At 41.7% G+C, this 20,095-nt stretch carries 17 protein-coding genes; 8 read left to right on the top strand and 9 right to left on the bottom strand.

Translation table 11 applies throughout. From position 1 onward, the window contains the following. Window positions 1–151 precede the first annotated feature (151 nt). A complete protein-coding gene (ttcA, locus tag AC2SLO_RS09465; RefSeq protein ID WP_486540659.1) occupies window positions 152–1,195 on the top strand; it encodes a tRNA 2-thiocytidine(32) synthetase TtcA in 1,044 nt (347 codons plus the stop codon). 88 nt (window positions 1,196–1,283) lie between these two features. Here ttcA and AC2SLO_RS09460 read toward each other — a convergent pair whose 3' ends face one another. The 6 genes from AC2SLO_RS09460 to ccoN form a co-directional block, all read right to left on the bottom strand. Next, window positions 1,284–1,874 carry a FixH family protein gene (locus tag AC2SLO_RS09460; RefSeq protein ID WP_486540616.1) on the bottom strand — a complete coding sequence of 197 codons (591 nt, stop codon included), beginning with the start codon at window positions 1,872–1,874 and terminating at the stop codon, window positions 1,284–1,286. Between the two features lie 97 nt (window positions 1,875–1,971). Further along, window positions 1,972–3,378 carry a cytochrome c oxidase accessory protein CcoG gene (gene ccoG / locus AC2SLO_RS09455; protein ID WP_486540614.1) on the bottom strand — a complete coding sequence of 469 codons (1,407 nt, stop codon included), beginning with the start codon at window positions 3,376–3,378 and terminating at the stop codon, window positions 1,972–1,974. Window positions 3,379–3,801: 423 nt separating this feature from the next. Then, the gene (ccoP, locus tag AC2SLO_RS09450; RefSeq protein WP_486540612.1) at window positions 3,802–4,923 is read right to left on the bottom strand and encodes a cytochrome-c oxidase, cbb3-type subunit III; all 1,122 of its coding nucleotides are present in this window, start codon (window positions 4,921–4,923) and stop codon (window positions 3,802–3,804) included. Continuing rightward, the gene (locus tag AC2SLO_RS09445) at window positions 4,920–5,102 is read right to left on the bottom strand and encodes a cbb3-type cytochrome oxidase subunit 3 (protein WP_486540610.1); all 183 of its coding nucleotides are present in this window, start codon (window positions 5,100–5,102) and stop codon (window positions 4,920–4,922) included. Before AC2SLO_RS09445 ends, ccoP begins: the two co-directional genes overlap by 4 nt. Then, window positions 5,102–5,740: a cytochrome-c oxidase, cbb3-type subunit II gene (ccoO, locus tag AC2SLO_RS09440; RefSeq protein WP_486540608.1), complete on the bottom strand. Its 639-nt coding sequence runs from the start codon at window positions 5,738–5,740 to the stop codon at window positions 5,102–5,104. Before ccoO ends, AC2SLO_RS09445 begins: the two co-directional genes overlap by 1 nt. 25 nt (window positions 5,741–5,765) lie before the next feature. Continuing rightward, window positions 5,766–7,256, bottom strand: coding sequence for a cytochrome-c oxidase, cbb3-type subunit I (gene ccoN / locus AC2SLO_RS09435; protein WP_486540606.1), 1,491 nt, complete (start codon window positions 7,254–7,256; stop codon window positions 5,766–5,768). Between the two features lie 613 nt (window positions 7,257–7,869). Here ccoN and AC2SLO_RS09430 point away from each other — a divergent pair. Beyond that, window positions 7,870–8,259 (top strand): SCP2 sterol-binding domain-containing protein, encoded by a 390-nt coding sequence (locus AC2SLO_RS09430; RefSeq protein WP_486540604.1) that lies wholly within the window; start codon window positions 7,870–7,872, stop codon window positions 8,257–8,259. A 90-nt stretch (window positions 8,260–8,349) separates the two neighbouring features. On the opposite strand, the gene AC2SLO_RS09425 is transcribed toward AC2SLO_RS09430, so the two are convergent. Then, window positions 8,350–8,895: a hypothetical protein gene (locus AC2SLO_RS09425; protein ID WP_486540602.1), complete on the bottom strand. Its 546-nt coding sequence runs from the start codon at window positions 8,893–8,895 to the stop codon at window positions 8,350–8,352. A gap of 318 nt (window positions 8,896–9,213) precedes the next feature. Then, complete coding sequence (locus AC2SLO_RS09420; protein ID WP_486540600.1) at window positions 9,214–10,176, bottom strand: hypothetical protein; 963 nt, start codon at window positions 10,174–10,176, stop codon at window positions 9,214–9,216. A 513-nt stretch (window positions 10,177–10,689) separates the two neighbouring features. On the opposite strand from AC2SLO_RS09420, the gene AC2SLO_RS09415 reads away from it, so the two are divergent. From AC2SLO_RS09415 to AC2SLO_RS09390, 6 genes are all read left to right on the top strand, one after another. Further along, on the top strand, window positions 10,690–11,925 hold the full coding sequence (locus tag AC2SLO_RS09415) for a lipoprotein-releasing ABC transporter permease subunit (RefSeq protein ID WP_486540598.1): 1,236 nt from the start codon (window positions 10,690–10,692) through the stop codon (window positions 11,923–11,925). A gap of 103 nt (window positions 11,926–12,028) precedes the next feature. Beyond that, window positions 12,029–12,715, top strand: a complete 687-nt coding sequence (gene lolD / locus AC2SLO_RS09410) for a lipoprotein-releasing ABC transporter ATP-binding protein LolD (protein ID WP_486540596.1) — start codon at window positions 12,029–12,031, stop codon at window positions 12,713–12,715. Window positions 12,716–12,833: 118 nt separating this feature from the next. Beyond that, window positions 12,834–15,803, top strand: coding sequence for a ComEC/Rec2 family competence protein (locus AC2SLO_RS09405; protein WP_486540594.1), 2,970 nt, complete (start codon window positions 12,834–12,836; stop codon window positions 15,801–15,803). Between the two features lie 219 nt (window positions 15,804–16,022). Then, a complete protein-coding gene (sppA, locus tag AC2SLO_RS09400; protein WP_486540592.1) occupies window positions 16,023–17,078 on the top strand; it encodes a signal peptide peptidase SppA in 1,056 nt (351 codons plus the stop codon). Window positions 17,079–17,113: 35 nt separating this feature from the next. Continuing rightward, window positions 17,114–17,977, top strand: coding sequence for an alpha/beta fold hydrolase (locus AC2SLO_RS09395; protein WP_486540657.1), 864 nt, complete (start codon window positions 17,114–17,116; stop codon window positions 17,975–17,977). Window positions 17,978–18,058: 81 nt separating this feature from the next. After that, entirely contained in the window at window positions 18,059–18,901 is an 843-nt protein-coding gene (locus AC2SLO_RS09390; protein WP_486540590.1) for a CPBP family intramembrane glutamic endopeptidase, read from the top strand. 65 nt (window positions 18,902–18,966) lie between these two features. On the opposite strand, the gene dusA is transcribed toward AC2SLO_RS09390, so the two are convergent. Continuing rightward, window positions 18,967–20,007 carry a tRNA dihydrouridine(20/20a) synthase DusA gene (gene dusA / locus AC2SLO_RS09385; RefSeq protein ID WP_486540588.1) on the bottom strand — a complete coding sequence of 347 codons (1,041 nt, stop codon included), beginning with the start codon at window positions 20,005–20,007 and terminating at the stop codon, window positions 18,967–18,969. Window positions 20,008–20,095 lie beyond the last annotated feature (88 nt).

Genomic DNA, 20,095 nt, shown 5'->3' with positions numbered 1-20,095 from the left:
GGGCGTTTTTTTATGCTATCAACCTCAGCCCAATTACTCAATCAAGCGAATAAATACCTAATTTGATATAATCGCACTCTAAATACAGATAGGTGATAGCGATATTATGCAAACCAATTTCTCACAACCGCAAACCTTTAATCCTGCTGAAATGACTAAAAGCTCTATAGAGTCTCATGACGATATATTGTTAGACAGTCATGACAATGGTTCTGATGGACTAGAGCTATCGGATGAGCAAGCGATAGACCACAAAGGCACAAAATCAGCCCGCTTTAAAAAGCTGCAAAAGAAGCTGCGTAAACAGGTATCTCACGCCATCAAAGACTTCAATATGGTTGAAGATGGCGATGTGGTGATGGTATGTGTGTCTGGTGGTAAAGACAGTTATACCTTGCTTGATATTCTGCTTTTTTTAAAGCGTATTGCGCCAATTAATTTCGATGTGGTGGCCGTTAACTTAGATCAAAAGCAGCCGGGTTATCCTGAAGAAGTGCTGCCAAACTATCTACAGCAGCAAGGCATACCACATTATATCTTAGAAAAAGATACTTATAGCGTGGTAAAAAGCGTAGTACCAGAGGGCAAAACCTATTGCTCAGCATGTTCTCGCTTACGTCGTGGTTCACTATATGGTTTTGCCAAGCAGATTGGCGCGACTAAAATTGCATTAGGCCATCACCGTGATGATATGTTGGCGACATTCTTCCTAAACTTATTCCATGGCGGGTCGCTCAAATCCATGCCGCCTAAGCTACTTAGTGATGATAAGCAAAATATTTTGATTAGACCGCTAGCCTATGTGGAAGAAAAAGATATTATCAAGTATGCACGTTATAAGGAATTCCCGATTATTCCGTGTAACTTGTGTGGCAGTCAGGAAAATCTACAACGTGCAATGGTAGAAGATATGCTGCGTGAATGGGATGATGCGCATCCTCAGCGATTGGCATCTATTTTTAAAGCGATACAAAATGTAGCGCCGTCACAATTAGCAGACAGAGAGTTGTTTGATTTTGAGAGTTTACATCTAGACCGTGATGACAGTGAACGAGCCTTTGAAGGTCATAATATTCAAGTAGGTGTAGCGAGTGAGCTTGCTAATATTGGACTGCCGACTCAACCAGAAATACAGCCATTCGAGAAAGCGGCTAAGACTAAGAAGATTCCGACGATCAATCCAATTATCGATTAACAGTGAAACTTAGTTCTTATCACTTATTTGGTTGAACTTGGATTAAATTTTGAAAAAAAAAGAAGAGCCTAGGCTCTTCTTTTTTTATTCACTGAGGTTCATCAAAGGAGTGTAGGGGCTCAAATGTGATTCTGTCTTGAGGCAATTTACCCACTTCTCTTAAACGCCAGTTGAGTTTGCCCTCATTACTGACTTGAACATAATACTTGGATTCTAACTCATCAATCTGAACCTTAGTAGTATAGTGATTATCATCGGTATGCTTTAATATCGCATCACGGTCTTTATCAATGTCTGTCGCATGAGAGATAGAAAGCGTCAATTGATCAGGATAATAAATTGGCGTTCCATCATGAAGCTGCCCTGACTCTAAGCTATCAGCAGGGTAGTTCAGAGTAAAGGTTACGGTGCCGTCTTTTGCAAACAGCATCTCACCTGTTAAATCCAAATCATGCGCCAATTTATCACGTGAAACATCTTGGTATAGTGTTTTACCATCCATATACCAGTCATCACGTACGACAGTATCTTTGATTTGAACTGAATAATAAACAAACCACAAACAGGCAACTACCACAAATAGCGGTAAGCCAATCACAAAAATTACAACCATATAGTTCTTATACCAAGGCTGCGTATCTTGATGCCCAAATTTGCCTGTTGGTGAGTGCTTATTCATTTCAAAACCTTAAAGAATGTGATAGTACAACCCAGAGGTTGCCAATGATCAAGACCATACGATTTATGTACGCCTTGTGTCATTAATCTAATAGAGTCTAATCGCGCCCTTGAGTGGTAAAGACGTTTTGCTTGGTCATATGGTATTTACCGTCTTTACTTTCAACGTTAAACTCAATCGGCATCTCGCCAACTTCAATAACCTTTGGATCACCAACGACACTTACAGGCATGTCATAACTCTCACCGGCATTAAGCGGTAAGCTATCAAAGCGGGTACGTAAGCTCAAACCCTCTTGCTCTGTTAATGACAGCGTATAATCATGCGGCTGCTGAGTCTTGTTGGTAATTTTAACAATGTAGCTATTTTCAATCAGACCTTCAGAGTTTAATGACGATAACTGATTACGGTCGCGGCGAATATCCATCTGTAATGGCACGCGGTCAATTAATGCGTAACCGACGACAGCGATCAGCACCGATAATAACAGTAAATAAGCAAATAGTCTTGGGCGTAAGTAACGGCTCGGTTCATTCTCAACCAATTGACGTTCTGTCGTATAACGAATTAGGCCACGTGGATAACCGACTTTATCCATAACCTCGTTACAGGCATCGACGCAAGCGGCACACTGGATACACTCAACTTGTAAGCCATCACGAATATCGATACCGGTAGGGCAGACTTGCACACACATGGTACAGTCAATACAATCGCCTAAATCTTCGGGATGAGTGCCTTTTTTGCGAGGACCACGAGGCTCACCACGGTTATAGTCGTAAGACACAATCAGCGTATCTTTATCAAACATCACACTTTGGAAGCGGCCATATGGACAGATATAAACACACATAAATTCGCGCATATAAGCGGCGTTAGCATAAGTGGCAAAGGTAAAGATAAACATAGATACCCAAACCCACGTTGGCCAATCTGGGAACGGAATACCGCCCAAACTCTGCCAGCTGCTATACATGAGACCAGTACCTGCCACGTAGCTGACGAACGTTGTCGCGGTAAACAGTGACATCAATGCCCAAATGACATAAATAACCGCTTTTTTACTCGCTTTACTTGCCGACATAGGCTGTTTATCAAACTTAATACGCTTGTTGCGATCGCCAATAACCCACTTCTCTACGTGCTGAAATAGATGGGTCCAAATGGTTTGTGGGCAGGCATATCCACACCAAACGCGGCCAGCGTAAACCGTAACCATAAATAAGGTAAAAGCTGCGATCATAAAGAAGGCTGCCACAAAGAAGAAATCTTGCGGGAATAAAGTTAAACCAAAAATATAATAATGCTGACTGGGTACATCAAACCATATTGCCTGCCTTCCATCATATTTAAGCCAAGGCAGAATTAAAAAAGCGGCCAATAACGCATACATACTAATTAGGCGTATGCGCTGATAGAAGCCATCCGTAAAGCGAGGATGGATGCGTTTTTTTGTCGCATCTAACTCGTGAACTGGAATTTGATTGGAGGATGGGGCTGACATAAATGTACCTCTAATAGTTAGAATCATTATGCTGGCAAAAGCAGTACAGGTAGGGGATTAGCTGCCCATATCGTTATCTATATTTTAACATTGAATCGTCTTTAACAGGAGAACAATAGCGTACTGAGAGAGTCAATCATGAGTAATTGTGCAGAATAAAACACGCAAAACTTATAACAGCTTTATCAAACTTAGATTATTTAGATGATTAGGGTATAAGTTTTACCGATTTAAAATTCAAATAAAATGTATGTTTAGTATCAATTTTGATTTATTAGTGCTCATAGCTACTTTAATCTAGATAAGATATATAAATATATTGGGATGGTTTTCGGTTTTAAAATAGGACGATTGTCAAAATAGATAAAGGGGGCTGTATTAACAGCCCCCTTTATTAATCTCTAGATAGTGCACTACCACAAACTATTCAGCAGATGCAGTAGCTTGTGTTGGTGCGCTAGCATTTACATTGTTAGACAGTGAGTAAACGTAAGCGGCAAGAAGCATAATACGCTCATTACCTAGCTTAGATTCCCACTCAGGCATAACACCCCCGCGGCCATGACGAATCGTTTCACGAATCGTTTCACGGTCACCACCATATAACCAGATGTTATCAGTTAAGTTAGGTGCGCCGGCAGAGATTGTACCTTTAGCATCTTCACCATGACAAATAACACATTTCTGATTAAAGATAGCCTTACCTTGAGCCACTTTAGTTTGATCTAGGTCATAATCGTTCTGGTTGCCAGATAATGATAATACATATTCAGCTGCAGCGCGAACGCCGTCTTCACCAATATCATTACGCTGTGCAGGCATTGGTAATGGCTGTGTTGGATCTAAGCCAACATGACGACCATTATGTAGTGTCAACAAGATATTCTCAGGCTTGCCACCATGCAACCAATCATTATCGGTTAGGTTAGGGTAGCCAGGTGCGCCTTTCGCGTTAGAACCATGGCATAAAGCACAGTTTTGTAGGAATAAACGTTCACCTGCCATCAATGCTTTAGTGTTACCTGAAAGCTCTTTTACATAAGGCGCAAGTTCAGTAATCTGAGTGTTGATGTCCTCTTGTAATTGTCTAGGCGCATCTTCAGTACCACGAAGCTCAGACTGCATAGAAGCCAAAGTAGCTAGCTTCTGGTTAGCCGTTGGATTAGGCAAAAAGTTGTTTTGGAAGTTATCTGTAAACGTTTGATTGTTACGCTCAAGATCACTATAAAGCTCATTTTTTGAGCTCCAAGGGACAGTTTTACCATCAACTTCAACAGTAGCGATACCGTTAAAGGCATGCGGGAATAGGGCAGGGAAGAACACCCAATAACCGATGGCCCAAATGATAGAACCAAAGAAAATAGCTAACCACCATTTAGGTAGCGGCTTATCATACTCTTGAATCACATCATCATAAGTATGACCAGTCGTGCCGTCTTCTTCAAGATCTGGCTTGTTGCGTAGAACGAAAAGGAGCACGCCAAGAATACCCAACCAACAGGCCAAACTTAAGATGGTGATCCATGAACTCCAAAATATGCTCATCTTTTATCCTTATTGCGTAAAGTAGAGGCTGAGGAGCTAACGAGCTCATCATCCAACGCAAGCTGTGCATCTTCTTCAAAGCGCTTTTTGTTCTTTGGTGAGTAAGCCCACCATGCAATGCTAATAAAAGCAATAAACGCCACGACGGTTGCAATGATTTGTAGGTCACTAATACTCATTAACGTTGACCCTCCATCGCCGTACCAAGCTGTTGAAGGTAGGCAACAACGGCGTCAAGCTCTGTTGCGCCTAACACTTGGTCAGGTGCACTTTCGATGTCCTCTTCAGTATAAGGAACACCAAAGCGATCACGGAATAAGCGCATTTTCTCTTGAACTTTAGCACCGTCAACTTCGCGTTCAGCAAGCCATGGGAAGTTTGGCATTACAGATTCAGGTACTAATGAACGTGGATTGATTAAATGCTTTCTTTGCCAATCGTCAGAATAACGGCCACCAACACGTGCTAAATCAGGACCTGTACGTTTTGAACCCCATAGGAATGGATGGTCCCATGCAGATTCTGCTGCACGAGAGTATGGCCCATAACGCTCAACTTCTGCACGAAGCGGACGAATCATTTGAGTGTGGCAAACATGACAGCCTTCACGGATATAAATATCACGTCCTTCAAACTCTAAAGCTGTCCATGGTTCCATAGTAGGAAGGGGTTGGTTAACACCACCTTCCTCAGCAGACTTGGTATCAAAAATTAATGGAACAATCTCTACCAGTGTTGCAAAACTAATTGCAATCACAATAAAGATGACCAGCAAGCCTGTATTTTTTTCAATTATTTCATGAGCTGTACCTGCCATGATATCTCCTTAAGCGATTGCTGGTTTACACATTTACAGGCTGAGTGTCTTCGTCATCATTGACGATAGGGCGATGATCGGTTGGATCTGCTGCGTCAACGGGACGGGCATTCGGCATTTTGATTGTTTTATAAACGTTGTAAGCCATAACAAACATACCGCCAACATATAATAAACCACCAAAGGCACGACCAATATATGGGTAATGCGAGAACGTTACGGTTTCAATAAAGTTATAAGCAAGCGTTCCGTCTGGGTTTGTTTGACGCCACATCATGCCTTGACCAATACCTGAAATCCACATAGAAACGATGTAGAAAATAGTACCTGCAGTCGCAAGCCAGAAATGCGTAGTAATTAAACTTACAGAATACATTTTTGGTTTGTTATAAATACGCGGTACTAACACATAAAGTGAACCGATGGTAATCATACCAACCCAGCCAAGTGCACCTGAGTGTACGTGACCAACTGTCCAGTCTGTGTTATGCGATAACGCGTTCACAGTCTTGATTGACATCATAGGACCTTCGAACGTTGACATCGCATAGAACGATAGTGCAACAATCAAGAATCGAATGATAGGGTCAGTACGTAATTTATCCCAGCTACCTGAAAGCGTTAGTACACCGTTAATCATACCACCCCAAGATGGTGCAAATAGGATAATAGAGAATACCATACCTAATGATTGTGCCCAGTCAGGAAGTGCAGAGTAATGAAGGTGGTGTCCACCGGCCCACATATATGACGCGATTAACGCCCAGAAATGCACAATTGATAAACGATATGAATAAATCGGACGACCAATTTGCACTGGTACGAAGTAATACATCATACCTAGGAAGGCAGCTGTCAAATAGAAACCTACCGCGTTGTGACCATACCACCACTGAACCATCGCATCTGTTGCACCGCCAAATAACGAGTAAGACTTAAATAAGCCTACTGGAATAGCCAAGCTGTTTACGATGTGTAGTAACGCGATAGTGATGATGAAGGCTGCAAAGAACCAGTTAGCCACATAGATATGTGAGGTTTTACGCTTAATTAATGTACCAAAGAATACAATGGCGTAAGAGACCCAAACAACAGCAATTAAGATGTCAATAGGCCACTCAAGCTCAGCATATTCTTTAGAAGTGGTGATACCTAGAGGAAGTGTGATGACCGCAGCCACAATGACTGCTTGCCAACCCCAGAAGGTAAACCACGCCAAATAAGGTGCGAATAGTCGAGTTTTACACGTGCGCTGGACAATATAGTAAGAGGTTGCAAATAATGCAGAACCACCAAACGCAAAAATCACCGCATTCGTGTGAAGCGGTCTTAATCGGCTAAAGGTTAGCCATGGAATATCAAAGTTAAGGGCAGGCCAAGCTAATTGTGAGGCGATGAACACCCCAAGACTCATGCCAATAATCCCCCAGATAACAGCCATGACAGTAAAAAATCGCACAATGGTGATTTCATAATCATGATCGACTGGAGAGACTGCTGTGTTATTTATACTCATTGGAATATTTCCTTTACAGCCTTAAGTATCAAAGTTATCAACCAAAATAGAGCCTGCAAAAAAACATATTCCTGAGTCACAAAGGTTATCAAATTCTAACCTTTAATATGACATAAACAGTCACAGAAATTAGCAATGGCTCACTTTTAACCCGCTCGTAAAAATCATTCAGCGTGTTAATCGTTTGGCTGTTATACCTGATGTTATCTAAATATGTAGCTATTGTAACGCATAGGATACAAAATATCATCTGACGAAACAGTCAAAACTAAAAAAACCCGCAAAATTTTTGTGGATAAGCATCTTGAGTGTCGTCTGAGATAAAGTTTTTATTAAGCTGTCGGCTAATCGCTACTTTTGTAAATACAAAATGACTCAGTGATTCAAAAAGTAGCAACTACCTGAGAATTTTTTGCTACAATCGATATATACGTCAGTATGATATTTGCTTATTTAAATCAACATTTAATCAAAAAACTGCTGATTTGTTAACAGGGTAAGGTACAATTGGACACAAAATATGTGATAGTATTTTAATGCACCTATAATGTGGTTAGTATTTTAACCCTATTTTTAATTTAACTCTATTTATAATTTATACAAGGGAAATCTTATGGCAGTATTCTTAACGGATGAGTGGTTCAATGAAGTGGATCGTTTAACAACTGAAGCAGGCGATTTAAACTTACCGCCAACATTTGCAAACATGAAGTTAAATCTAAATATTAGCGATACTGCAAATGGTGATGTGCAAGCTTATTTAGCCGACGGCGTATTAAAGAAAGGTCAGACTGATACTGATACGACCATCAAAATTGATGAAGAGACTTTGAAAAAAATAGCCCTCCAAGGCGATATTAATGAGGCGATGCAAGCCTTCATGTCAGGTAAAATTCGTATCGAAGGTGATATGAGTCAAGTAATGGCGCTACAAAGCGCTAAGCCAAGTGCTGAGCAAAAAGAATTATTCAAGAAAATTTATGCGATGACAGAACAAGCGTAAATAAGTCTTAATATGAGCAACAAAAAGAGCGCCTAGATTAATTTAGGCGCTCTTTTGTTTATGACATCTTATTTATTAAGTAGATAACCGTTAAGCCAAATGTAGCAAATAAAACATCAACAGCATGCCAGTAATAAAAAAGCTGGCGCAGCTAATTTGTCTAGCATCAATTGATTCACTTTTGATGCCTAGCATTGCCATTAAAGGGGTCGGTAATTCTTCTTCTGACTGACTCTTACTCGAAGATAAGCTGCTAGGCGCTAAAGGATTAGCAGATAAAGAGTGGTTCGAGACAGTATCAGACGATAAAGGTGTCTGATTGCTGTTAGCTTTCATAGCATGAGGTCCGGCTAAAGAGGAGAAGGGAGTCTGGCTGCCACGCTCTTTACTACTGGCGCCTAACTTCTCATGTTTAGAGCCTAAATAAGTATCTGCTTTTGCATTTAGCTGACTTGAGCCAAATGTATTCGCTGTAGTACGTAAGACACTTTTTCGAGCTTGGGTACTAGCAGCTTGATCGTTATTAGCAGAGTTAAGGTCGCCCATAGAGTAAGCATTGCCCAAAACCACAGGTTGGGTTAAGAGGTAAGGATGCGCAAATGGCGTAAAAGATTGTTTGGCAGGAGAGACTTTCATAGAACCACAATTATGAAAAGTAATAAGACATTAAAACGCAGTGATAAATAAGAGGCGCTAATGGTGCTTATTCTTTCATTGTTAAGAAGTTGGTTAATCTTAACCTGATTTTGCGTCAAATGTAAATAAGACCTTTGTCAAAAAGTCAACTATTTTTAGTATAACCATCAGTATTAAGCTTATAGACAAACTTATGTCCGGTTTTTATATGGAGCAACTAAAAAAGCCAACCCAATTAGGTTGGCTTTGATTTCTTTCTAAGCGATTGCTTTAGGACCGATTGAATCAAAATTATCAATCATTCGACAAATAAAGTGATTATACCGGCTGATTTTCACGATAAATGGCCGCTTGTAGCCAGATATTAGCTTGTACATAATCATTCACCTGAATATGTTCGGTGACAATGTTAGACGGCGTTGCCATACGTACCACAAACGGGGTTGCATCAGGTTCGCGTAAAATCGCAATATCAAAGATGGTTAGCTCTTTTTCAAATAAATGTTGCTGCTGTTTGCCAAGTACTTGGCCTTGGCACCAAGCTTCATCTTCTTGACCCAAAGTTTCGCCAAATAAGTAAGCACACATATTGCCTAAGTTAATCTCGACAGGCGCAAGAGGCTCGTCAGTGTCTGGCTGCCATTCATCAATCAGCTCATCTAGATTATTCGGAGCGACACCATTATTTTGCGCCAAAATATCGTTATAAGCACGGTGATAACGAATGGCCTCTGGGTCTTCAATTAAAATAGTCTCTTCTTTATCGCTAGGTGTAATCGCGTAGGCCCAAGCACTAAAGTTCACAAAATAGCTGTCAGACTGACGATACAAGTCTTTGTTTACAGTATAAAGCTGGTCAAAGGCATAAATCACGCTGCCATCCCCACTAATCAGACGTAAAACCGCATCTTGAGTATTATCATTGGCAATAATACGGTCAATCTTGCAGCTAAAACCATAAGGGCTATTCACACAAGGGTAGGCGTTAATAAAGTTTTTTGGTTTGCCGTTATCCATTGCTAATACTTGTTTGATATGACACATATCATTACAAGAAAGCAGTAGGTTAGACAGGTCCTCTTTCTTAAGTGCTGGATGTAGACCTGATGCGATGGTGGCATCATCAATCGATTTTTGCAGCCAGTTAGGCACATCGTTTTCGATATCGTTGGTTAAAATACGCCAATGATCACCGTGTCCAGCTGTCTGTTCGTTGGTTAGTGTAACCTTGGTAGGGCGTGTCTTAGGATGCTGGCTGTATTTATAGGTATGAGTAGTCATAATGAGCGTGTACTTTTGATGGTTAGTTATAAGGGTTACTTTTTAACTTGTTATTAATATATTGTCATCACTAAGATGCGCTTCTATTAACATAGATAGGGGCAAGTTGTTTAAATACAACCTTTGTATTGTGACCTGCCGGCTATACCTATTAAAAATGCAGCATATCTAAAGCCAAGGGGTAGCAAGCGAGCAACTCTTAAAAGCAAAGCGGTAAATTATATTAAAATAATCACAGCAATCAAATATAGCCAAGTTGGCGCTGTTTGTGTCAAACTATGGGCTTTTGTCATATGACACTTTAATACGCTGTTATAATAATGGCAATATGTAAGTGATGCTTCTATAGATCAATAGCGATCAAGGTCTGTAAACAGGGCTTATTTTAAAATTGATTTATACGATTACCCACCTGCCATTTACTTATCGTCCATTGGCGATAACAGCTTATTTATCTTTATCATTTTAGTTACTACCGATTAGTTACCACCGAATTGGTTAAGAGCCTTAATTATGTTTCGTCCGTTAGCCCTATTTTTAGGATTACGTTATACACGCGCTGAGCGTAGTAATCGCTTTATCTCCTTGATTTCATTAATCTCTATGGTCGGATTGACACTGGGTGTCGCTGTTTTGATTACCGTGTTATCCGTTATGAATGGTTTCGACCGTGAGCTCAAAACTCGTATTTTAGGCATGGTACCGCAAGCGACGGTCAGCTCCGGAGAGATCATCACCGAGTGGCAAGGGTTGGCAGAAGAGATTAAAAAAGACCCTGATGTCGTGGCGGTTGCGCCTTTTATCGAGCTACAAGGCATGTTGACCTCTAACGGTCAAGTCGCAGGCATTATGGTCACGGGTGTTGAGCCTGAATATGAGAAAAATGTCTCAATTATTAACGAGCATATGGTCGAAGGCGATATCGGTACCCTAAAAGATGGTGACTTTAGTATTGTGCTTGGTGAGAGTATGGTCGAGGCACTTGGTTTGCAAATTGGCGATAAAGTCACCTTGGTATTGCCTGAAGCGTCGCCTTCTCCAGCAGGTGTTATTCCCCGCTTTAAGCGCTTTACGCTAACGGGTGTGTTTAATATTAGTCGTGAAGTCGATAATCTGGTTGCCTTTATTCCCATGGGGGATGCGGCAAAATTACTACGCTTACCAAAAGGTGCTCAAGGTATTCGAATGAAGTTAGACGATATCTTTATGGCACCTGAAGTTGCACAGCGTGCGGCCAGTATTGCACCAGGTAGTCTGTTTGCCAATGATTGGACCCGTACGCATGGTAATCTATTTGGCGCTATCCAAATGGAGAAGGCGATGGTTGGTTTGCTGCTATTCTTAATTATTATCGTTGCTGCCTTTAATATCGTATCTAGCTTAGTAATGCTCGTTACCGATAAAAAAGCCGATATCGCTATCCTCAAAACCTTTGGTGCCTCACCGAAACTGATTACTCAGGTATTTATGGTGCAAGGTCTGGTTATTGGTGTGATTGGTACAGTGGCTGGCACGATACTCGGTGTGATTTTAGCGCTGACTGTTGGTGATTTATTAGGCTGGGTCAATCAGGCAATGGGTCTGCATTTATTTGATGCTTACTTTATTAACTATTTGCCGACTGAACTGCGTTGGATGGATGTACTGATTATTACCAGTACTTCATTTTTATTAAGCTTTTTGGCGACTATTTATCCAGCACGTCGTGCGGCCAGTATCCAGCCTGCTCAAACCTTACGTTATGAGTAATTGGGTTTGATTCATTAAATGGCCTGTCGTTAATGCCATAAAAGTGATGCCATAAAGCCTTATTTAAAATGTATTGTAAAAAAACAGCTAGCGAGAAAGATGTATGTCAGAAATATTAGTCGCAAAAGATATTAATAAAATATACGACGAAGGAAATATCCGTACGCAGGTATTAACCGGTCTGAATCTTACGGTTCGTGCCAGTGAGCGTATTGCGATTGTCGGTACCAGTGGCTCAGGTAAAAGTACTTTGCTTCACTTATTAGGCGGGCTAGATGTACCGACTTCGGGAGAAGTTTGGCTGCAAGGCAAATGCTTAAATCAAATGAATGAAACCGAGCGCGGTGAAATGCGTAACCGCCATTTAGGCTTTATCTATCAGTTTCACCATTTATTGCCAGAGTTTACTGCCATTGAAAACGTGGCTATGCCGTTACTACTACGTAAAGAAGTGCCTATTAAAGAGGCGCGTCAGCAAGCAGTTGACTTATTAGAGCGTGTTGGTTTAGGTCACCGCTTGGAGCATCGCCCAGGTGAGCTATCAGGTGGTGAGCGCCAGCGTGTTGCCATAGCTCGAGCCTTGGTAACCAAGCCTGCGCTTATATTGGCGGATGAGCCAACCGGTAACCTAGATTATGACAATGCACAAAGTATCTTTGCACTATTAGCGGAGCTGCAAGATACGATGAAGACGGCTCTATTAATGGTGACCCATGATCGTAGCCTTGCCGCTATGGCAGATAGGCAAATGCTACTCAAAAATGGTAAGTGGGAAGAGTTTGATAGCTGATCTTAATTTGTCACTGAATTAACTTGATAGGCAAATGATAACGCCAACTGTCCGATGGGTGGTTGGCGTTACTGCTATTGAGGCTTTTAATTATTAATATGATATTAGGGACGAGACCGTGGCTTGGTTCACAGGGGGTGTGGCGCTTGCATTGATGTTGGCTATTTTAGAGATAGATCCTAATCAATTGGCAGCAATCAATGGAGAGAACTCTTATCAGCAGTGGCAAACACTAAGTTACGGGTTTATCTTTATTAGTCTTACCGCTTGGATGGTGGCTTATTTTCGTGCCCACTCTCAATCACACTCAAAGCCCTCTCATCCTACCCAAATTAACTTTTACTTATCTCCTCTTCGCGTATTAAAGCAGCAAGGTATCATCGTTTTGTTAGCTAAAGTTATGGCAGTCGTATTATTTTGGCTTGCCGTTATGAGTCAGGGGCTAGCACAGCGGACACAGGCTATTGAGCAATCACCTGCTGAAACTTGGTATATACAGACAACAGTCACGCCACTTGGATTAAGTGATAAGCGATTAGAGCTGAAACACTCTTCTAATACTTCCAATAATAACAATAATAATAAAAAGTCATTAACTGTTGAGGAGGACTACCGCCAGTTAGTCAGCTTAACAGATATAACTTGGTATAAAAGGGTGGAGCCTAGCTCCAGTCATCAACAGGATATCGCTACTAATCCCTTTACAGAACCCGCGGTTTTAGAAGACAACGATACAGAGATATCAGATGTCACAGCTGCTCTAAAATTGCCTAAACAAATGACGGTAATGCTACAGAGTTACAAAGCTAAAGATATCTGGCTTAATGAGTTCTCTGCTGACAAAACAGTTCTTTTAGCGCTGCAATTAAGCCCGATAGAGCTGACCGATAATCCAGATGAGTTTAACGAATATCGCTGGTTAAGTAGCCGGCACGCCACTTCTAAAGCCAAACTTATGACAGGTGATGATGTTAATCAATCGATAGAGATGGTTAATAACGATGGTACTGGCCTAGCGCAGTGGATTGATAGGAAGCGCTTTGACTTACGTCAGCATTTCTTACATTTAATGGCGATGCAACATGCAAAACAGAGCGATTTAAAGGAAGATGGCGTTAATACGGATGACAACACTTCTAATTCTGATAATAGCCTATCTATAAATCCTGCGAAAAAAGAGGCAATAGCGGTTACCTTAAGCTTATTAACCGGCGATCGTAGTCTTATCAGTCAAGACATGACTGGGTTATATCGTTTTGCCGGCATTTCGCATCTGTTGGCAATATCTGGAACTCATGTTCTGTTTTTAGCCATGCTTTGCGCGGCTCTTATCACAGCCCTGATTAATCGCTTTAGACCCAGTATCTATGAATGGCTACCGCGATGGCAATGTGCGTTTGTTATTGGCGTAGTCGCAGCCTTTGCTTATGCCGCTTTCGCAGGATTCGATGTGCCGGCAGTGCGCACCGCGTGTATGCTGCTGGTCATTGGTATATTGCGCTATTTTTTAGCGATAACGGCGACATTTAAAGTTTTACTGAGCTTAGCGGTTGCTATGGCGTGGTGGGATGTTTTTGTGTTATGGCAGGCGGGGTTTTGGCTGTCTTTTATCGCAGTAGCGGTACTCTTTGTTTATACTCAGCGCTGGGGAAGTCGTGATAAAAAGTCGACTGATATAAATCTGACCACACGGAGTGCAACGGTTAACAAGGCACCAGCAATAACAATCTCTAGAAGCAGTCAAATAAGGCGGCAAATAACTGATTTATTTAAGCTACAGATCTGGATATCTGTTGCTCTATTGCCAATTAGCTTGTGGTTATTTGGTAAAGTATCACTATGGGGCTTTGTGGTAAATTTATTCGCTATCGGTTTATTCGGTTGGATTATTGTGCCGTTAAATCTACTGGCAGGGGTGGTTTATACCTTCTCTCCAACTGTGGCAGACAGCCTATGGTCACTTTTATTCTGGATATTATCTAACTTTCATACTGGTTTATTTTGGTTACAAGAGACAGCCAAACAAGTCGGCTGGATATACACCGATATCAGTTTGCCAATCTTACTTCTTATTTTGCTTATTGCATTGCCGTGGATATTGCCGCAACGGGTGCTCAGTCGACTACTTAGTATCCCTGCGCTACTACTGCTCGGCTTTTCGACAGTATTATTAGCAAAAGATACCACTGATTCGATACAGATAATTCCCATAAAGCTGCAAGATTCAGATTATTTTGCAGTTATCGTGCGTGATAACACAAATGCTTGGCTATTATTATCAGCATATGCTTCGGGTTATCAAAATAAGGCCAGTAAGTTAAACGACAATGCTTTATTTATAGCGCCTGAAAAAACAAAAGCGTTATCACAGGCGGTCTACGAGCAGTTAAAAGAACAGCGGCTAAGTCAGTTAACCGGTGTGATTGTACAAACAGCGACGCCCAAGCTTGCAGCCGTGGTTGCTGATTTGCGTAAATTTATGCCTATTTCTTATTATTGGCAGGCAGGTCTGAGTCTGCATGAGTCTCAGGTTACCAAAGTTATGCAGGGGACGCGTTTGCAGGCTCAAGATTGTCTGGCTGGTAATAACTGGCAAGCTATTGATAGAGACAAGACATCTGCCTCAAGCATGGATATTAGTGCCGTTACCGGTTGGTCAATTGATGAAGATAATAAAGTCGCTGACTGTACGATTATGCTAGATACGCCTTTGTCGACAACGCTTGCAAATAACCCGCAACAAACAAATATTATAGCGTCGCATCCTTCTAGCTATCCTACAGACAGTCATTTAGATGACGATACAAATAGCTCTTTAAATAATTCGACGTTAAATAACAATAATTTTCATAATAAGATTATAATATATACCAGTGCTCAGCCACGAATGGCAGCATTATGGCAATTGCAGTGCGCAGCAGATATTAAAGAGCAGCCTTGGGTCACCTCACCGCAGGCTCAAATAGACAAATCCTCCCTAAATGTCATGCAGCCATCATCTTGGCGAATTATTGACGAGCAATTGATCCCAATAAACTCCCAGCTTAAGCAAACTCATTTATATTGGCATCAGTCTATCAAGCCGTAATAATAAACGTAGGTTAAATACAATTGTTAATTAGTTTCAGTTATCATAACGATTATTTTACAGAAATACCGCTGACATTTAGGGATCAAGTAATATATCGTTGCGTTTGTTAAACAAAGCCATATTGCAGCCTCGAAGAGTAATTGCCATACTGGTTTTCTTTACTCTAACTGTCATAATTTAAACCCTTTTTTATAGCACGTAGGATTCATATTTTATATGTCAAACTGGCCACCAGAACCGAATAAAGTTCCTGATAATAACCCATCACCAAATAACAAACCTCCTCGCGTTTTACCGACAGGCGCTGGCGGCCGAGAATGGCATTTACTTGAGAAAACATTACTGGCAAGTATCGAGGAGCAGCGTCGAGCGAGACGTTGGCGTATCATATCCAAGCTAATAACCTTTGGTTTTATTTTGCTGTTATTCTTCTTATTAAGTAGAAGCTGTACTACCGTTGAAAGTATGAACAGTGTCGATGTGGCCAAGCCGCATATTGCTGTTGTCGATGTCGAAGGCGTAATTAGCAGTAGCGATCAAGCCAATGCTCATGATATCAGTGCTGCGCTTACCGAAGCGTATGAAACTGAGTCAGCTAAAGCCGTAGTGTTAAATATCAACTCACCAGGTGGCTCACCAGTTCAGTCTGACCAAGTGTGGCAGACAATGATGGACTTGCGTACAGAGCATCCTGACAAGAAGCTGTATGCAGTGATTGGTGATATTGGTGCGTCAGGTGCTTATTATATTGCGTCTGCAGCTGATGAGATTTATGTCAATCCTTCAAGCTTGGTAGGCTCTATCGGCGTTATTATGCCTGGCTACAATATTGAAGGCCTGATGGACAAGGCGGGCGTTAAAGACACCACCTTAACCGCGGGAGAGTACAAAGATATCCTTAGCATGAGCCGCTCGTTGACTGAGTTTGAGCAGCAGCATGTAGAAAGCGTGCTAAATAATACTCATAAGCACTTTATTAATGCGGTCAAAAAAGGTCGCGGCAATAAATTAAAAGATCCTGAAGAGAATAATCTATTTACAGGGCTGTTCTGGACAGGTGAGCAAGCAATTGATTTGGGTCTAGCAGATAAAGCAGGCAGCTTAATGACTATTGAAAAAGAGCTTGATATAGATCATGTCATTAATTACACGCCAATGGATCCAATGCAGCAATTGTTAGATAGCTTTGCGATTAAACTGGGTGCTGGTATTGGTTCTTCAGTTGAGTTAAAGTTATTACCCCAAGAGTCTACGTCTGGCGAGATGAGATAGAAAAAATGGCAACAGGGTTTACGTTTTCTAATGAGATGATTGATATTAAAGGCTTACCCGTGTCTAAACTGACGGGTAAGCCGGTAATCCATTTTGCGCATGCAAATGGGATGCCAAGTCGGGTGTATCAGCCTATCTTTGATATTCTAGAGCAGCAGTTTACGGTGGAATATATTCCTACGTTAGGCTTTGATGAACAAGGCAAACTGACTTATCCTATTGATAATCATTGGAAGAGCTTGACCAAGCAAGTGATTGACAGTGTCAAACAGGTCAAAAAAAAGCATAAGGTACCTGTGATAGGGTTGGGGCATTCACTTGGCGCACTGTGTACACTGCAAGCCATGTATAAAAAGCCCAAGCTGTTTGTACAATCGGTATTGATGGACCCACCACTGATTTATGGAATCAGCAATCTACTATGGCATATTGCTAAGCTAACCTCTAGTAAAGCGGTAGATAAAATGTCGCCGGCAGGTATTTCAAAACATCGCCGTGATGTATGGGAAAGTCGTGAGCAGGCCAGTGAATTATTGCGCCCCAAAACCTTCTTCAAAAACTTTGATCAGCGTAGCTTTGATTACTATATACAATATGGGCTACGTGACCAAGAAGATGGCAGTGTGACGCTAACCATTCCCAAGCAGGCAGAAGTAAAAGTATTTCGTACCAATCCATCACTGTATTGGCTCAAGCCTAACAGGCCACCGAAAAAGCCGGTGACCTTGCTTATTGGTGATAATAGTCAGTTTCATCAGCGTCAGTTTCCACAAAAAGTGGAGCAGCGCTTATCTATTCCTTTTAAGCTGCATGCCGGTGGTCATATGTTCCCTCTAGAGCATCCAGACTCCGTGGCTCAGCTTATTCTGCAGACAATCGCTGAGCAAGCTTCAAAGTAGGCTTCGCTGTACTTTGACACTCTTTATTTATCGAGCACGTTTTATACGTGCTTTTTTAACGACTGATATGACCTCATTCTTATGGCTGACTTTCCCTACAAAAGACCAGATACCGACTTAACAAAGAGCGACCTTCAGCAAGATACGAGCCCTCTTAATGAGCCAAAACTGTTCTCCAGTCCAGGAGTGGTTCTGCTAATAGCGGGGATAGTTGGGCTGTTTTTGATGGTTCAGCTGTTGGGTGTTTATCTGTTTGCTCCGATTGTCTTTAATGAGCAAACACTAACGCCTGCTCAGCGTTTTGCGATGGGCAGTTTTAATGGTACGGTAACCAGCTATGCGCTGATATTTACCTTGGCCACTATCAGCATTGTTATCTATGCTGTCGTCAAGTGGCGCATCAGCCGAGCGACTAAAAGCAATACGTCTTATACTCAGCATCAAAAAATGCAGGTGCGTGATTATCTGGCGATGAGGCCATTTAATTACAAAGTCGGTCTAGGTATATTAGGATTATGGCTGCTATTTGTCATAGTCACCGAAGCGATAAGCTTTGCACTAGATAAAGATCCGACCGCTTTTGTCGATGTCTTATATGACAGTGCTAATCCGAAGTGGCTGCTTATTGTGGTGATGGTATTGGTTGCGCCGGTTTATGAAGAGCTAATGTTCCGCGGAGTATTATGGAGTGCATTAAAAGAGCAGATAGAGGGTAAGAAAGGCGTATGGCTTGCCACGATAGTAACCAGTCTTATCTTTGCGATTATTCATATCCAGTATGCTATCTATGAGATGAGCGTAATATTTATCTTGGCGCTTTTATTAAGCTACGCCCGTATTAAATCAGGCTCAATATGGCTGCCGATGATGATTCATATTCTCAACAATACAGCAGCCATGTGGCTATATCTTTCAGTGCACTAGCTGATTAACAATCATAACTTGTTGTTAAACTAGTATCGGTAAGTTGCATTTACTTCAAGTACCTATTAGCCGATACTTTCTTGCTCAAGCTGAGCCTGCCGGCTTCTCTCAATCAATGCCAATGTATGGTCGCCGGCTGCTCTAATCTCGTCAACGGTTAGCTGCTGCTTGCCGCTGAGAGCTTGACGCCATTTACGTGCCCCAGGCAAACCTTGGAATAACCCTAAAAAGTGACGTGCCACAGACGGTAAAGGCTCCCCTTTGGCGGCTTGCTCATCTAAATATGGATACAGCTTAGCCAGAATATCTTCACGCGTCGGCGGCTGTTCACCCCATAAAGTCATGGCTTCTGCCAATAGGTAAGGGTTTTGATAGGCTGCACGGCCAATCATAACCCCGTCGACATATTGCAGATGCTCTTTAATTTGCTCAATAGTGCTGATACCGCCATTAATCTCTATCTTAAGCGCAGGAAATTCTTGCTTGAGCCGGTATACATCTTCATAGCGTAGCGGCGGAATCTCACGGTTCTCTTTCGGGCTTAAGCCTTTAAGCCATGCAATCCTAGCGTGTACGATAAAACGCTCACAGCCAGCATCGGCACTGGCAGCCACGAAATCTCGCATAAACTCATAACTGTCATGCTCATCTATACCGATACGGTGTTTGACCGTCACCGGAATATCAACCTCTGCTTGCATTGAGCGAACTAAGCTTGCCACCGTATTAGGCTCAGCCATTAGGCATGCGCCAATTTTATTGTGCTGCACTCTATCAGATGGACAACCTACATTGATATTAACCTCATCAAAGCCGCGCTTTTGCCCCTCAACTGTGCAATGTGTCATCTCTTTAATATCAGCGCCACCTAATTGCAACACAAGTGGATGCTCAATATTATCAAAGCGTAGAAGCCGATCAGTATTGCCATGAATAATCGCACCGGTTGAAATCATCTCAGTATATAGATAAGTATGCGGATTAAACAGGCGCGCAAAGAAACGATAATCCGTCGTTGTCCAATCAATCATGGGCGCGACAGATAGGCGTTTGTTTTGCATAATATTGATAGGCGTATCGATAGAGTTTACGAGGGTATCAGTCATAAGGCTGCAGGTACTCTTTGTTATCTGAGTTAAGGCAAGGGTGATTTTAGGCAATAATAATACTGCCTATAGTGGCTGCCATAGGGTG

This window comes from Psychrobacter sp. CX14 (assembly GCF_057396205.2).
The sequence above is the reverse complement of the archived record's forward strand: the minus strand, read 5'-3'. Positions and strand labels throughout refer to the sequence as shown.